Raw genomic sequence first — 16,568 nt, 5'->3', positions numbered from 1 at the left:
TAGAACTGGGGGCTGTGTATTGAAACGGATTTTAATGCTGGGGACCGGCGGCACCATTGCGTGCAAACATACGGAGGGCGGACTGACGCCTGCGATAACGCCTGAGGAACTGGTCGGGTTTATTCCTGATGTAAAGGATGTATGCGAAGTGTATACGCATCAGGTATGCAATGTGGACAGCACCAATGTAACCCCTGCACACTGGAAAATGATGAGCCGGGCGGTAGAAGAGCATTATAAAGATTATGACGGGTTTGTGATATGCCATGGAACGGATACGCTGGCTTACACTGCGGCTGCGCTGTCGTATATGATCCAGAATTCCGAAAAGCCGGTTGTAATTACCGGGGCGCAGAAACCGATTGACGAGGAAAACACGGATGCCAGAAACAATCTTCTGGACAGTTTTATCTATGCAGCAGATGAGGGCTCGAGAGATGTTAATATCGTTTTTGACGGAAAAGTGATCGTAGGAACCAGGGCCAAAAAGGAACGGGCAAAGAGCTACAATGCTTTTTCCAGCATTAACTTTCCCTATCCCGCAGTGATCCGGGAACAGGAAGTGATCCGTTATATACCGCCGCTGGAATATCATGGCGGGGTAAAGTTCTTTCATGAGATGGAGGACAGCATCTATGTGCTGAAGCTGATCCCCGGTATAGATCCGGAGATTCTGGACTGTCTGTTTGCCCGGTACCGGTGTATTGTAATCGAAAGTTTCGGCGTTGGCGGCATACCGGAGTACCTGGTGGATAAATTTTACAAAGTTATGAGGGACTGCGGGACACAGGGGAAGCTGGCCATTGTTGCAACACAGGTTGTAAAAGAGGGCAGCGATATGATGGTGTATGAAGTAGGGAAAAAAGTGAAACAGGATCTGGACCTGCTGGAGACCTATGACATGACCCTAGAGGCGACCATCACGAAGGCCATGTGGCTCATGGCGAGGCAGGATATGAGTTATGAGGATATGAAATCAGAGTTTTACAGAACCGTAAACTATGATATACTGGGCTACAGAAAGAGGCAGGGTTCGGTTTCGGGCCAATGATACGGAGGCGCAAAGATGGGAAAGACAAAAGTCATATGTTTTGCAAATAATAAAGGGGGCAGCGGAAAATCCACGACCTGTTCCAATGTAGGATACGGGCTCACCCAGCTGGGAAAGAAGGTGCTGCTGATCGATGGGGATATGCAGCTGAACCTGTCACTCTCCCTGTTTGATGAGGAGCAGGTATTGGAATTTGCCCAGGGGGAAAAGAATTTGTATGAGGGAATCAGGCGGCAGGATGATCTGTGCAGCTATATCGTGCATTCCCCCTATGAAGGACTGGATCTTATTCCGTCTTCTACGCTGATGAGTTCCATTGAGTATGAACTGTTTACAAAGTGGCAGAGAGAGTATATCCTGAGAAAATGTTTGGCGTCTGTCAGGGAGACTGACGTGTACGATTATATACTGATCGATGCGCCGCCGACACTGGGCGGCTGGGTGATGAATATACTCTGTGCTTCTGACCAGGTAATCATTCCGGTGGAATCAACACCGTGGGGGCTCTTCGGACTTGGCAATATGTTTGAGTTTCTGGAAGAGGTAAAGCAGATCGCCCCGGATCTGCAGCTGGGCGGCATTGTGATTACAAAGGTTGATACAAGGAAAAATTATTTTAAGCAAACCCTGGAGACACTCAGGGAACTGGAACAGGTAAAGGTTTTTGATACATATATCCGTGTGGACAGCGCAATCGAGTGGTCACAGGATAACAATGCGCCGATCATGGCATACAAGAAAAGCAGCCGGAGCGCCGCAGAATACATGGAACTGGCGGCAGAGATTGCAGAACAGCAATAGGAGTACGGCAAAAAGAGTACAGAAGTCAGCGTACAGAAATGGAAAAGGTGAGTGTATGCATCCGGAATTGATCAGAGAATTGTCTGTGATCACGGAAGAAGAACAGATGATATTGGACGGAAGAGAGGGAATCGACCAGCACCTTTATACGGAGAAGAAGGAACTGATCGTGGACTGTGAGAAGCTTTTGAAAAAGGGGAAGCTGATCCAGGTCAGACCGCACACCCGTTTTGTAAATTTCCCAAAACACAGGCATAATTATGTGGAAGTGATCTATATGTGCCAGGGGACTACCACGCATATTGTGGATGGAAACCGGGTGGTTCTTGAGCAGGGTGACCTGCTGTTCCTCAATCAGAACGCAGTGCAGGAGATACTGCCGGCGGGAAAAGAAGATATTGCAGTTAATTTTATCATTCTTCCTGAATTTTTTAATATGGCGTTTTCCATGATGGAAGAAGAGGACAATATGCTGAAGGAGTTTCTGGTGGGGACGCTCTGTGGTAAAAATGAGAAAACCTCTTATCTGTATTTTCATGTGGCGGACGTGCTTCCTATCCAGAATCTGGTGGAGAACATGGTGTGGACCATTTTCTATGACCTGTCAAATAAACGCAGCTGCAACCAGATTACCATGGGACTGTTATTTCTTCAGCTTCTGAATTACATGGATAAGATGGAGACGGGCAGCAGGCAGTTTGACAAGGAACTGACCGGAGTTGTGCTGAACTATGTGGAGGAGCACTACCGGAACGGAACACTGTCTGAGCTGGCGGAAATGCTTGGTTACGATGTGTATTGGCTGAGCCGGGAGATCAAGAGGCGCACAGGCAGAAACTATAAAGAACTCCTGCAGGCGCGGCGCATGAGCCAGGCCGCCTACCTGCTGTCCAGTACGACACTGCCGGTTGCTGATATTATAGAGTCTGTAGGCTATGACAATACCAGTTATTTTTACCGGAAATTTAAGGAAAAGTACGGTATGAGCCCTAAGGAATACCGCGAGAGACTATAGGCGGGGATGAAGGTCCCTGCTTTTCTTAATGGTAAAAAGCTGTTTTTATGAAAGAATATATTTATTGTAAGAAAGGAAAAGAGGCCGCTATGGAAAAATGTAATTATGCCTGCGATCTTCATACGCATACGACACGTTCAGATGGAGCAGATACCCCGCCGGAGGTGATCTTACGCGCTGCCGCCCTGGGAGTCCGGGTGCTGGCCCTGACAGACCACGATGCCGTTCCGGAGCAGAGATATATGGATGAGGATGGACATCAAACTGATCTCCTGGAACTTGCCGAAACGTTAGGAGTAAAGCTGCTGTTGGGCACCGAGATTTCCTGCGAGACAGATGTGGAGGACGTGCATATAGTCTGTCTTGGCTGCAGATGGGAGGATGCATGGTTTGCAGAGCTAGAGCGGGAACTTTCCAGATCCAGAAGCGAGGGATATCAGAAACTGCTGAAACGTCTCCGGGAGGACGGGATGCATATTACCTGGGAGGAAGTTCTCGATAACGGAGGGCACCCGGTGAGTGAGGCGCATGTCCTGAAGAAGATGATATTTGAACAGATGGCAAGGAAAGGCTATGCAAAGGACTGGAAGCAGGCTAAGCTTATGGTAAGAAATACGCCGGGATACCAGATAAAGAGGAAGAAGCCGGATCCTGCTGCATTGATCCGGGAGGTGCATCGTGCGGGTGGGATTGCGATATTGGCACACCCACTGCTCATTGCGGAACAGCCCGAAACAGACGGAACTATCATGACAAGGAAAGCGTATATCGACCGGCTCGTAGAGGCAGGACTGGATGGAATTGAGGCCTGTTATACCTATGACAAGACCAGCTATGAAGGCGTTCTGACCAAGGGCGAGGCGGAGGCTTATATCCGGGAGAATTATGCGGATCGGGTAGCCATTATGTCAGGCGGATCGGATTACCATGCGGATCAGAAAAAAGGAGCGGCGCATCCGAGGGAACTTGGAGAATGCGGGGTTACGGAGGAATATTTTTATGGGAACCGGACGCTGGCTGCGCTATTACAACGTAATATATAAAGCATTGGCCCTTCGGGAAGATCCGCAGTTAACTGATAATAGAAGCTAGATCTCGTAATGAAAAAGAAGGCGTCGGGAAACCAGAGCCATTGACAGGAAATTTGACAGAATTTTGGAGCAGACGTATGAATGACAAAAACAGGCTAATATATAAGATAGATGAAGAAAATGTATATATATTAGCCTGCCGCTATCATTATGGTGAGAACTAATCAGCTAGTTGGAACAGGAAATGAATCTGCCGGGCCTTTTACAGTGGAAAAGCCAACGGCTGTATTCAGTTATTTGCTGGCAGCCACAGCTTTTGTTTCTATTTCATCGTCGCCTTTATGTAGCCAGTCGGTAAGCGGTTTCCCAAAAGGCTTGGTCAGAAGTTTCACAATCTGTCCGATAGCAATGGCCGCAATGACCGTCCCTTCACGTACAACGACTCCGTCGCCGATAAAAGAGCTAAGGCCTCCTAAAAATGCGATCTGCAGGATGATAGCGATCACAACCATAGAAGTGTCTGCGATAGACTTACAGTTTCCAAAAGGTTTTCCTGTAACCGTTGCTATGGCTCCGGCAAAGCCCTCCGCCGGCATAGGAGGCCACTGGGGACGCAGGTATATAAAAACACCAAGGGCGCTGATGACCAGGCTGATTGCCAGATACAAAAGCTGCATGGGGTAATTCTGAGGGTGTGGGAAGTTGAGCAGCAGATGGCCGAAGGCATTTGGGTCAGTGCCTGTAAAGTCTATCAGCCAGCTAAAAATGAATGTAACAATAATACCCAGTGCGTTTGTTACTTTAAAGCGTTTCCGCAGGATAATGAGCTGCAGAACAACTAACAATATATAAATAATCATTGTTGTAACACCAAGGGTAAATCCCCAGATCTGTTCACATGCCCGGGGAATGGAACTTACCGGAGTAATTCCCAGATTTGACATCTTGGAAAAATTTACGCCTATAGAGATTAGAAATAAGCCAAATATATAACAAACAAATTGTTTTACTAAATTAACCGGTTTGGATTTTATCATACCGGATCCTCCTTTATATTTTCATTCATAAATAAATACACATTACCCGCGATTTCCTTTAAGCCTTCTTTGTCTAAAATATTAATTTGTTTTCCGGATTTTTCAATCAGCCCTTCATCACAAAAATTTTTAATACAATAGAAGAACTGCCGCTTGCTGATATTCGTCTGCAGGCAGATACTCTCAGCTTTTTCTTCAATATTAGTTCCATCTTTCGCTAGTTTTAAAATCCAGTAGGCCAGTACCTCATTCGAAGGGAACAGCATACGGAGCATCGCCAGCTTGTACATTTCGTACACACGGTCCGATGTCTTCAAATAGAAATACAGGGAAAAGTTCTTGTCACTTAACAGCTCCTTTTTGCAGGGGGTAAGCCTCAGCAGCTTACAGTCGGTGGCTGTCCGGACGCCGCAGTTAAAATTCATATTGCGCATTTGGGAGAATTTTCCTATAAATTCTCCGGGCCCTAATGAATCGACTAAGAATTCCCGTCCGTTAAAGTCCACAGTAAAGCACGAAACTTTACCCTCTAATATATAATACAATTCAATATCTTTCTGCTCCTCTAAAGGAATAAAAACAACTTTCTTTTTTAACTCAACAACTGTCAGCATTTCTAAAATATGCCTGGGTATAATTTCCTCTAATATATTCCCCGTGCTCATACTTAAACCTCACTCTCATACAAGTATAAAAACGAACCCTTATGAAGTACTGCAAAGCTATCTGTTTTTCGGGTCATTTTCAACTCGAATACAATAAATAGTTTCACTTTAGGAAAATGAAGTTCATTTTCCTATACAACCATACCCCTCACAAACTTCTGCGCCCATTATTTTGCAGCTTGCTGCGAACCCGCCCTGCAGGGGTATGCAATACGGGGGTGCACATTGGGTATATAATATTTGTAAGGGAACTGTATACTTATATTTTACACCAACAGCCAGACTTTTTGAAGCCCAGTACCTGCCGGCATATATACGCCGAAAGGCACTGGCTGTTGATTTTTTCGGTTTATTTAAATGGCAGCCTATAAGGAGAATTCCTGTTCTGATCGAAGAATCAATTCATCGTGAATTGTATCGGTAAGGTCTGTCCAGTACGCACTGTAACCTGCTACACGAACGATCAGATCTGTATAATTTTCCGGATGCTGTTTGGCGTCCTTCATAATTTCATTGCTGATCACATTGAACTGAATGTGCTTACCGCCTAGGTCATGTAAGTAAGTTCGAATCAGAGCATGCAGTTGTTCACGGCCTTCCTTAGTCTTTAGAGACTCAGGAGTAAACCTCATATTGAACAGCACACCATATAACTCGGTATGGTCTACGCGGCCCGCTGATGCAATAACAGCCGCCGGGCCTTCGCAATCCGTTCCCTGTTTGGGAGATACAGCACCATCTGACATAGCTTCCCATGCGCAGCGTCCATCCGGAAGAGCTCCAGTCTTAGCTCCCGTTCCTGCATGGAATCCAAGGGAATGAGGCGCGACTTCAAAATGGTGCCCAAATGCGGAAGGAATCTGATACCATACATCTTCAATGATTCTGTAACCTTCATCTACAAGGTCGTCAACTTCAGCGATATCATTGCCATATTTAGGAAGAGCAGACAATTTTGTATGAAGCTCTTCATAACCTTCCCAGTTTGCATCAATAGCTGCCATTAATTCTTCTTTGCTGCAGATAGGATCCTCACAGAAGATATAATTTTTAAGAACATAAGCCACATTGCCGAAGTCCTGAACGCCTACCGGAACGATATACTGTGTATTATCATTATGAACCGCACCGCCCAGGCTGGTTACTTTACCACGTTTGATACAGTCATCTGTAAATGCAGACATCATAATATCCGGGAAGGATTCTACATGCTGGATACGGCATTGGCGGTTACTGCTTGCAGAATAATCCCCCCAGTATGCCCACTGTGCCTTGTATGCTTCAATAAACTCTTCATATGTCTTCATCTGAAAGAAATCACCTGTTTTAGGCCCGAGCTGCTTATTCATGCGGACATCATAACCGTTACGGAGTGCATATTCAAGCATCTTGCCACAGTTGATTACAATTGGCCATACAGAGCTGGTCTTACCGGGAACCCCATGAAGCACACATCCGCCGATGGCATAATCGCGGGCTTCCTGTACCGTGTACCCACGGCTGAGCAGATACTGAATGCTGTTATCATCACCCATAAATGCCGGGAATCCCATGCCAAGTGCTACAATTTCCAGCGCACGTTCCATGAATTTTCTGTCAATGTTTGCATGGTAGCGGACGGAAAGGGTTGGGTGCGGTGTATGAACGCGCTCAGCAGCATCAAGCCACAGATAAGATAAACGGTTTGTTGCGTCGCGTCCTGTGATCGGATCAACACCACCAAGGATACAATTATGGAAATGTGACTCTGAACTTAAGTTTGGTGTCATGAGATCCGGCCAAAACTGGCGCTTGCCCATGACCTTGCACCGGAAGCATTCGAGAAGCTGTGTGGCATATTCTTCATCGATGTAGCCTGTTTCAATATCTGATTGGAAGCAGGGATATAAGAACTGGTCAACACGGCCAAAGCCCATTCCATATGTACGGGTATCATAGAAGATCATCAGGATTCCAAAATAGAATGACTGAAGAGCCTCCTGGAATGTTTCTGCCGGATACTCCGGAACCCGCATGCACACCCTTGCAATTTCCTCAAGTTCTGCCTTACGAATCGGATCTTTCTCCGCTGCCGCTTTTTCTGAAGCAAGTGCTGCATAACGATGTGCATATTCAATACTTCCTTCCAGCATTAACTTAAGTCCTAGCCAGAACTCATGAGCACGGTAATCCTCATCTGTTAAGATCACAAGTTTTTCAAGCTGCTCATCAATATCGGCAATTAGTCCTTTAACACCCTTTGATACGATTCTTGATATATCCGGTACATTCCATGCCTTTTCAGCATACACCTCTGATAGGAAGTTGCAGACCCACGCACCCTGCTCACCGACACTCTCTGCAAAAGCGACCTCCTCTTCACCAAGATACTTATACCACATTTCTTTACCGCCCGCATTTTGGAACTTATGGGCGATGTCTTTTGCCTGCTGCGCCTGTTCAGGGCTTTCGAATGCAAAGAATTTTCCGCTTCCCTTCCACCCATATTTATCGACATAATCACTGACCCATGTGGCAGCCAGGTCCGGGAACCACTCAGGCCCCATTGGCTTAGCACTGAAATCACCAACTAATAACTGCTCATCATCAATATAAATTGGGATTTCTTTCAGTATTTTTGCAATGGAATATCCACGTTTACGATAAAATGAATATCCGGCGTATTCTTCATAGGCGTCTGCAAGAAGCTGGGCGCGTGCCATAGACATTGTCTGTGTATAGCGCAGAGGATTTAATCTTTCCCAAATAGTTTCACCACGAGTTTTTTCATGATATTGCTTATAGGTAACTTTTGTCATTTCATTTCCACCTTTCTCATATTGAACATTAATATCTATATTCTTACCTGACCAAGGGCCCTTTCGATCTGGCAAATAGAAACTGAATGGAATCACGCGTTTAAATAGATTCAAGTATTGCATTTAATTCGGCCAGATATTCCTCTGACTGACGTTTATTTTTCGGACAGATTCCCGGCATATCAAGACGGTCATATTTGTCTTCGCCAAGATTGTTATATCCTAAGAGTTCATGGCATTCTCCCGGGCTAAGTCCAAGCTCATCCCTAATGAAATGGGCAATTGCTGCAACTGATTCCGGAGAATCATTGAAGCCGGGGATCAGCGGTGTACGGAATTTCAGCTTTTTTCCCATCTTTACAAGACGCTTTGCATTTTCTAAGATTCTTTCGTTTGAAACTCTCGTCCCCATCATGTGTTGATCCTTGTCCATATGTTTCAAATCATACATGATAAAATCACAATGTTCTGCAATCGCCCTTACCGTTTCCCAGGGGAACGCCCCTTCCATTTCTACAGCAGTACGTATGCCTTCATCATGAGCGGCCTTTAAAAGATTGATTGTAAAATCCGGCTGCATTTCACAGGCTCCGCCTGAAATTGTCATGCCGCCCCCGGAATTACAAAATAAGTTGTAATCTCTCCTGACCTTATCGATGACCTGTTTCACGGTCATTGGTTCGCCTGCTACTGAGCGGGCTTTGTTGAAACATGCATCGACACAACTTCCGCATACAGTACAGAGTGAACGGTCTGTTACGACAGCGCCATCTGTAAAATAGACTGCTTTCTGCGGACAGGCCTGCACACATCGGCCGCATCCCGTGCACCGGTCCTTTTTGACCATTAGCACTGGTTTCAGGCTCTGCGATTCCGGATTCTGACACCAATAACAGCGAAGGGGACATCCCTTTAAGAAAACTGTTGTACGTACCCCCGGGCCGTCATGTGTAGAATACCTCTGAATATTAAAAACCTGCCCGACGAGTTCTGCGTTATATATCGTACTCATGTCACACCTCCTTTCTCTTAAAATTTATTTCTATTTTATTTACGTAATTATGCTGTTTTTAAGTTTAATTAACTGCTGCAATTGATTTGTATGTATGGCAGCATCAAAATTTTTTATGGTCAAAGTGCCTTATGTGTTTCAGGATATTAGGTGTATTCTATAAGATTTAAACAAAAATAAGAAGTGCAAACTGCGTCGTTCTGTATTTTTTAAAAATTTTTTTTCGGTCAATTGTTCAATATTATTAATCCTGCCGTTCATTTAATTCCATTTACTTATTTACAAACGAAAGCTAAAATAAACATAATGTAAATGAAAGTTCCGCGGAATATGAATGTACTTCGAAAAAACAGATTTTTTATAAGGAGGAAAGAGTTATGAAGAAAAAGTTAATGAAGGTTGCCGGAATACTTCTGGCAGTGTCCCTTATAACCGCAGGCTGCGGTTCTTCGGCCGGCAGTTCTTCGGATGAGGGCAAAGAGAGCGGTGGGAATAAGAAGGCAGAGAGTGTTACCTTAACCGTGGAAGCAAGCCAGGAGATCGTGAATAATATTCCTTATGCCTTCAGCGAAGAAAATATAGCGGCTTTTGAGGAACAATATCCGGAGATCAAGGTGGAACTGGTGCTGAACCCGGATGCACAGAACACGTCGATCATTCAGACAAAACTGGCCTCAGGACAGCCGTCAGATTTAGTTTGTTACAATAAGGTTTCCGCAGAGAATGAGCTGGAAGTTGCGAAAAACTGTGTTGATTTATCAGACGAGCCGTTCGTAGAGAACCTTGCAGACAAAGAAATCCTGACAGCCCCGGACGGTAAGATTTATGGCTTTGCGTTTGCAGTAAAGACCGGCGGCATGGGCGTTGTATATAATAGAGATCTGTTTGAGGAGAAGGGGCTGGAGATTCCGAAGACATATGAGGAATTTCTGGCAGTCTGCGAAAATTTAAAAAAACAGGGAATTACGCCGTTTTACGGGCCATTTAAAGATGTGTGGACATTCCAGATGTGGACGACCTCAACCTGGGGTTATTATGCAGCCAAATCTGAGCCGGATCTGTGGGACCGCCTGAATGCTAACGAGATTGGCTGGGACGAGGTACCCGCATTCAGGGAGAGCCTGGAGAAAGCATATGATCTGTATAAAGACGGATATATGCAGAGCACGGTACTTTCCGACGATTACAACAGCATACCGGCTGCAATGAGCAGCGGCGATTATGCCATGACAGTAGGCTCAAATACCACGGTAAGGGATTTACTGAATGCTTATCCGGATATTCAGTTTGATATGTTCCCCTATCCTGTATATGAGGGGGAGGACGAATATCTTACCATCAGCCAGCTGGATGCAGAGTTCTTTATTCCAAAAGATGCAAAGCATATCGAGGAGGCAAAGAAGTTTCTGAACTTCATGGCACAGCCCCAGCAATGCGATACGGCTCAGAAGGCAGCCTCTTTTGTTCCGAACGTAAAAGGTGCCAAGGAACCAGAATTTGACGAATTTGAAGGACGTTTATATGAAGAATACAATAAGACAGGGAAGACAGTATTGGAAATGAATGCCTATATGAAGGTTGACTTAAACGATCTCTGGGTATATTTCCAGGATATGTTTGCGGGAGCGAAGACACCGGAAGAAGTGCTTTCTTCCTGGGATGCTACTTTTGAAGAACTGATGAAGTCAAAAGGCATAGAAAATTTCTAAACCGAAAAACGAATATAAGGCACCGGACAGTCCGGAAGGAGCGTATGAAAGGCGGGCTTCTGTCAGACTGGGCGGTGCCTTTCTTCTTAATTTCCTTCGATATAATCATGATAGAAAGGCAAGGTGCATCACAATGCGACGGACCAGACACTTATATACATATCTGCTAATCCTGCCGGCACTGCTGATATTTGGAATCTTTTTTGTGGTACCCAGCATCTACGGAATATATTATTCCCTGACAGACTGGACGATAGGGAAGGATACCATCAGTTTTGTGGGGCTTGAGAATTATAAGACGATTTTTCAAAGCGGTGAACTGAAACATGCCATATATAATACCTTCGTATACGCCATTATTGTGGTGATCGGGAAAAATGTCAATGGGCTTCTGCTGGCGCTGGCGGTAAACACAAAGACAAAACTGCGCGGGTATTTCCGGGTGATTTTCTTTCTGCCATGCGTGATCTCTACGATCATCATTGGGCTTGTGTTTGTGCCCATTTTACATCCTAACGGAATTCTGAATGAATTTCTGGGGCATGTGGGCCTTCAGGCCCTGCAGCAGGAATGGCTGGTGGATACCAGGATCGTGATGGTCTCCATAGCGGGGGTGTCAATCTGGCAGTGGAGCGGGTATCATATGGTTGTTTATCTCGCCGGCCTGCAGGCAATACCGGCGTCTTATTATGACGCGGCGAAGATAGACGGGGCCAGCGCCCTGCAGAGGTTTACGAATATTACGTTTCCGATGCTGGCCCCTGCATTTAATATTAATATGCTGTTAAGCCTGATCGGGGGGCTTAAGGTATTCAGCGAGCCTTATGCACTTACGAACGGGGGACCCGGAAATGCGTCTCAGGTAATTGCACTGGAAGTGTTCTCTAAGTTTGGAAGAGGCCAATGGGGGCTGGGCACCGCATTGAATGTTACGCTGGCGGTTTTCGTCTCGATTATCTGTATTCCGGTGCTATATAATATGCGGAAAAGGGAGGTGGAGGAATAATGTATGGCAGAAATAAAGAGAAAATAACGAAGGTACTTCTGCAGATCGTGCTGATTCTGATTTCTTTGGTTATTGTGATTCCGCTTCTGATTATGCTGCTGGGGGCTTTTAAGAATTCGGCAGAAGTAACAGCGTTTGATCTGACACTTCCGGAGCAATGGCTGGTGGAAAATTTTAAAACCGTCTTTGAACAGGGGAAATTGCTGCTGGCATTTAAGAACAGTATTCTGATCACCATAGCTTCCACCGTGATCACAATATTCACAAGCTCACTGGCATCCTTTATTCTTGCCCGGCGAAAGACCAGGTTTTCCAGATTCTTGTATTATTTTTTCTTTATCGGCACGATTATCCCGATGCAGATTATGCCTACGATTCGTTTATTTACGGTGCTGGATATCTATGGCGGTTATCTGAATGTTATCATTTTATATACGGCGATCAACATCCCCTTCAGCTGTTTTCTGTACACCGGATTTATACGGGGGATTCCGGGGGTGCTGGATGAATCCGCATTTATCGAGGGGGCATCCACACTGCAGACGTATTTCTATATCATACTTCCGCTCCTGAAATCATGTAATATCACCGTATTGATTCTTCTGTTCACAGGAATATGGAATGAAATCAATATTCCGCTTTACTTCTTAAACGACCCGGCAAAGAGGACGCTGCCCCTTTCTGTGTATCAGTTTTTCGGAATGTATGGGGGGAGTAACTGGAATCTGGTGTTTGCAGACCTGACACTAGCAGCGCTGCCGGTGATCCTGCTGTTTTTGTTTATGCAGAAGCAATTTATCAGCGGTCTGACAGAAGGAGCGGTAAAAGGCTGATGTTTGACTTTTCAGTGTTATTTGGGATAATAAAGGAGGAACAGTCATGCAGACCAGGAGGAGAGAGATCAGTATGAATTTTAAGTTCAGGACAAAACTATATGTCGTATTTTCTGTTATTATCTTATTTGCAGCAGCATCTTTCAGCCTGTTTATCCGAATGCACATCTTTAAACAGATGGAAGAAGAGTCAGCCCATAATGATATGCAGCTATGCATAAAAATATCCGAAAATGTAGACACCTATATCGAAAAAATGGATGATATTACGAAAAAACTGATCTCAAATCCGGGACTTCTGCAGATCATGCGGGAGGTGAAAAACAATACCAAAGCACTGTCGGACTATGAGGAATTAAAGAGGAACCGAGAAATCGCAGCCATTGTTTCCAATGCGATTACGCTGACCTCTTTTCCTCATGTCAATGTATATCTTTACAGTCAGGATGGTTCTTTTTCTTATATATACAACCAGCACAAAAGCAATTTTGAATCCGCCCTTACAATGGAGGATAATGGAGAAAAACTGGGGAGGAAGGAGCTTGTTATCTATGCGGATCATGACAGCGGCGCCCCGGATGAACAGGGTGCAACGATATCATTTATCCGTGCGGTCTTTGATGTAAGCGCCAACAGATATGGTTATATTGAGGTGCAGTCAGATTATAAGAAGCTGGATGAAATCTGCAACATTAACCATATAGGCAATGTATTTCTTTTGAATGATAAAGGCGATATCGTATATCCGTCCAGTTCCGTTTCTGCAGAGGAGAGCGGTTTATTAAAAAGAAATATGGCACAAAAGAATAAAAGCGGTGTATTTAGCATGGAAAACCATATGTACTTTTATGCCTCATCAGATTATTCGGGGATCACGACTTATATACAGTATCCAAAAGATACGATATATTCCTCAATGAAATTACTGCAGCATACTACAATTATCTTTTTTGTGTGCGTGACGGCTGCTGCAATTCTGATGGTAGTTGTATTTTCGCGGATGCTGGTAAAGCCTCTCCAGGAACTGCGCAACAGCGTATTGAAGGTTACCTATGAGAATATGGGGCTGAATCTGGAGGATGTCTCTAATAATGAAATTATCGAGCTTAAAGATGCGTTCCAGAAGATATTGGATGATCTGAAATTAGCGGCTTTCAGAGAAATCGAGTCCAATAAGGCGGAGGCAGGGGCGAGGCTTTCTGCCCTGCAGGCGCAGATTTCCCCGCATTTTATCCATAATGTTCTGTATTCGATCAGCATCTCTGCAAGAGAAGGCCGCACAGAGGACGCACAGGCCATGTGCAAACAGCTTTCGGACATGCTGCGCTATACGGTGAATTCCAATGCACATACGGTAACACTTGGAGAGGAGATACAATACATTACAAATTATCTTGCACTTCAGAAGCAGTACTATGAAGATTTTCTGCAATATCAGATTGAGGTACAGGAGGAGGCGCGTTCCATTCTGATCCCCAGGCTTTGTATCCTTCCATTTGTAGAAAATGCCATACAGCATGCTTTTGAGGGACAAAAGCCGCCCTATCATATCTGTGTAACGGCAATCGCCAGCGACGGGAAATGGAGAGTTGAGGTCAGAGACAATGGGAGAGGATTTTCAAGGGATAAAATAAAAGAGATAGAAAACAGGATGAAAGAAGAAAGCCTGGTCATCAATATGGAAGACAGCCCTGAGGGGGAACCAGGCATGGGAGGATTGGGGATTCTGAACACACTCCTTCGGCTGAGAATCTTTTTTGCGGGAGATTTTGAATTCAGTATCAAGAATAATTCTCCCGCAGAAGGCGCTGCAGTCTGTCTGGGCGGCAGATTCATATCTGAGGATGAGTAGTGTCTAATAAGTTATGGAAAACGCAAATACTAACAAAAGGGGTCTGACCCCTTTGCACAGGGGGAGGGATGAAACATGTATAAGTTTCTTGTTGCGGAGGACAGCAAAGTCATCTTAAGAGACATTGTCCATCTCATAAATGAAGCGGGCTATGATTCCGTTATTAAAACGGCATATGACGGGGAAACTGCTCTGGAGCTTTTAAAAGACTTTGAGCCGGATATCATCTTTACGGACATCAAAATGCCGGTCATAGACGGGCTGACACTCATCCAGAAGGCCAAGGCGCTTTATCCGGGGGTTAAAAGCGTTATTATCAGTGGATATGCAGACTTTACCTTTACCCACGAGGCTCTGATGCTGCAGGTAGACGACTATATCATGAAGCCTGTGGATGCAGGGGAGTTTGCAGAGATTTTAAAGAAGCTGACCATGAAGGCGGACAGCAAAAAGGTAGAGGAGGAAGAATCCGCCCTGCAAAAGATGATTCAGGAAGGCATTGGAGCAGAGGAGAGCGGATTCCCGGGACGTTACATGCTCTCTTTGGTACGGGTAGGGCTTTTTCAGCAGTATGCGGCGCCCTTATCAAAGGAACTGGTCAAAGAAATCATGACAGAGAACAAGGCGGGGCCGGATGTTCGGACAGCAAACACCAGACTGAACAGTGAAAAAATCTTGATGTTTAATCTGGAAAGGAGTTCCCCAAAGAGGATTATGCTGTTAAATAATTTACTTTTATCGGAACTGCGGAAGAAGTATACACGCGTTAATATTATCTGTTCGGGCTGTCTTACGAATATTACCCAGCTTCATATGCAGTATACGCATCTCTCTAACCGGCTGGGAAGAATGGTGATGCTGGACTGCAGCAAAGTCTTTGAGGATGAGAAGTATACGGAGGTGAGGGAGCGCTATATCCGGCAGAAAGAGGAGATCGAAGTATTCCGCAGGAAAATTGAATGGATTTTGAAAAATAAGGCTGCAGATGATTACCACAAAGAAATCCATAAGAATATTCTTTCCTGGGAAGAAAAGCATTATACCGTGGTGGTACTGCGGAAATTCCTTTTGGCGCTGCTGGATGAAATGTTCGCGGCAGCAGGCGGGAATGGAGAACTGGCGGATGAGCCGGGTACGTTGGCGGATCAGATACTGAATGACTGCAGAAGGTACGGGGAACTGGAAGAATGCCTGCAGGGGTACGGCGAATTTATGTCGGCCTCAAAAGAGGACAAAAGCGGAGTATCGATGGAGGCTGCGTACAAATTGGCCGAATATATGCAGGCGAATCTGTATAAGAACTTATCTCTGCAGGAAATAGCGGATTATTTTGATATCTCGCCGTCCTATATCTGCAGGCTGTTTAAAGTATATTACAGTGATACCCCGATCAGTTATTATAACAGGCTTAAAATCAATGAAGCAAAAAAGATGCTGGAGGAATACGAGAACATACGGGTGAAGGATATTGCAGAGATGCTGGGGTTCAGTGATCAGTATTACTTCAGTAAAGTGTTTAAACAGCAGTATGGAGTCAGTCCAATCGTGTATAAGTCGCAGATGCAAAAGGATATTGCGGACGAAACGGACGGCTGAAGATAAAGCTTGAGACTGCCGGAAAAAGTGGGCTTTAGCGCAGTGGGCCGATACGTTCAAAATATTCCCTCCCTCAGTCTATGATATTCCATTTACCATCAGCCCTGCGGGACGTATAATCTGTTCATAAAACCTAGCGATCCATCCGGCATCGGACGCCGG

At 45.0% G+C, this 16,568-nt stretch carries 14 protein-coding genes; 10 read left to right on the top strand and 4 right to left on the bottom strand.

Annotated features, from left to right (window positions below; all coding sequences use genetic code 11):
* The first annotated feature begins 19 nt into the window (after positions 1-19).
* The 5 genes from BN1938_RS08280 to BN1938_RS24075 all read left to right on the top strand — a co-directional run bounded on the left by BN1938_RS08280 (position 20) and on the right by BN1938_RS24075 (position 4,122).
* Positions 20-1,051 (top strand): asparaginase, encoded by a 1,032-nt coding sequence (locus BN1938_RS08280; RefSeq protein ID WP_050640147.1) that lies wholly within the window; start codon positions 20-22, stop codon positions 1,049-1,051.
* A gap of 15 nt (positions 1,052-1,066) precedes the next feature.
* On the top strand, positions 1,067-1,852 hold the full coding sequence (locus BN1938_RS08275) for a ParA family protein (RefSeq protein WP_050640146.1): 786 nt from the start codon (positions 1,067-1,069) through the stop codon (positions 1,850-1,852).
* Positions 1,836-2,867 carry an AraC family transcriptional regulator gene (locus tag BN1938_RS08270; protein ID WP_330581552.1) on the top strand — a complete coding sequence of 344 codons (1,032 nt, stop codon included), beginning with the start codon at positions 1,836-1,838 and terminating at the stop codon, positions 2,865-2,867. Before BN1938_RS08275 ends, BN1938_RS08270 begins: the two co-directional genes overlap by 17 nt.
* 89 nt (positions 2,868-2,956) lie before the next feature.
* Positions 2,957-3,910 carry a PHP domain-containing protein gene (locus BN1938_RS08265; RefSeq protein ID WP_050640845.1) on the top strand — a complete coding sequence of 318 codons (954 nt, stop codon included), beginning with the start codon at positions 2,957-2,959 and terminating at the stop codon, positions 3,908-3,910.
* Positions 3,911-3,942: 32 nt separating this feature from the next.
* Positions 3,943-4,122: a Txe/YoeB family addiction module toxin gene (locus BN1938_RS24075; protein ID WP_082202910.1), complete on the top strand. Its 180-nt coding sequence runs from the start codon at positions 3,943-3,945 to the stop codon at positions 4,120-4,122.
* A gap of 69 nt (positions 4,123-4,191) precedes the next feature.
* Here BN1938_RS24075 and BN1938_RS08255 read toward each other — a convergent pair whose 3' ends face one another.
* The 4 genes from BN1938_RS08255 to BN1938_RS08240 all read right to left on the bottom strand — a co-directional run bounded on the left by BN1938_RS08255 (position 4,192) and on the right by BN1938_RS08240 (position 9,410).
* On the bottom strand, positions 4,192-4,935 hold the full coding sequence (locus tag BN1938_RS08255) for a YczE/YyaS/YitT family protein (RefSeq protein ID WP_050640145.1): 744 nt from the start codon (positions 4,933-4,935) through the stop codon (positions 4,192-4,194).
* Entirely contained in the window at positions 4,932-5,600 is a 669-nt protein-coding gene (locus tag BN1938_RS08250) for a Crp/Fnr family transcriptional regulator (protein WP_050640144.1), read from the bottom strand. The genes BN1938_RS08255 and BN1938_RS08250 overlap by 4 nt, the downstream gene beginning before the upstream one ends.
* 365 nt (positions 5,601-5,965) lie before the next feature.
* Positions 5,966-8,398 carry a pyruvate formate lyase family protein gene (locus tag BN1938_RS08245; protein WP_050640143.1) on the bottom strand — a complete coding sequence of 811 codons (2,433 nt, stop codon included), beginning with the start codon at positions 8,396-8,398 and terminating at the stop codon, positions 5,966-5,968.
* 100 nt (positions 8,399-8,498) lie between these two features.
* Positions 8,499-9,410, bottom strand: coding sequence for a glycyl-radical enzyme activating protein (locus BN1938_RS08240; RefSeq protein WP_050640142.1), 912 nt, complete (start codon positions 9,408-9,410; stop codon positions 8,499-8,501).
* 377 nt (positions 9,411-9,787) lie between these two features.
* On the opposite strand from BN1938_RS08240, the gene BN1938_RS08235 reads away from it, so the two are divergent.
* From BN1938_RS08235 to BN1938_RS08215, 5 genes are all read left to right on the top strand, one after another.
* A complete protein-coding gene (locus tag BN1938_RS08235) occupies positions 9,788-11,119 on the top strand; it encodes an ABC transporter substrate-binding protein (protein WP_050640141.1) in 1,332 nt (443 codons plus the stop codon).
* Positions 11,120-11,252: 133 nt separating this feature from the next.
* Positions 11,253-12,125 carry a carbohydrate ABC transporter permease gene (locus tag BN1938_RS08230; protein WP_050640140.1) on the top strand — a complete coding sequence of 291 codons (873 nt, stop codon included), beginning with the start codon at positions 11,253-11,255 and terminating at the stop codon, positions 12,123-12,125.
* On the top strand, positions 12,125-12,958 hold the full coding sequence (locus tag BN1938_RS08225; protein ID WP_050640139.1) for a carbohydrate ABC transporter permease: 834 nt from the start codon (positions 12,125-12,127) through the stop codon (positions 12,956-12,958). The genes BN1938_RS08230 and BN1938_RS08225 overlap by 1 nt, the downstream gene beginning before the upstream one ends.
* Before the next feature lie 46 nt (positions 12,959-13,004).
* A complete protein-coding gene (locus tag BN1938_RS08220) occupies positions 13,005-14,810 on the top strand; it encodes a cache domain-containing sensor histidine kinase (protein ID WP_050640138.1) in 1,806 nt (601 codons plus the stop codon).
* Between the two features lie 75 nt (positions 14,811-14,885).
* Entirely contained in the window at positions 14,886-16,406 is a 1,521-nt protein-coding gene (locus tag BN1938_RS08215) for a response regulator transcription factor (protein ID WP_050640137.1), read from the top strand.
* Positions 16,407-16,568: the final 162 nt, after the last annotated feature.

The sequence above is a fragment of the Eubacterium sp. SB2 genome (assembly GCF_001244405.1).
Taxonomy (GTDB): domain Bacteria; phylum Bacillota; class Clostridia; order Lachnospirales; family Lachnospiraceae; genus Faecalicatena; species Faecalicatena contortus_B.
This window is presented reverse-complemented; position numbering and strand designations above follow the sequence as displayed.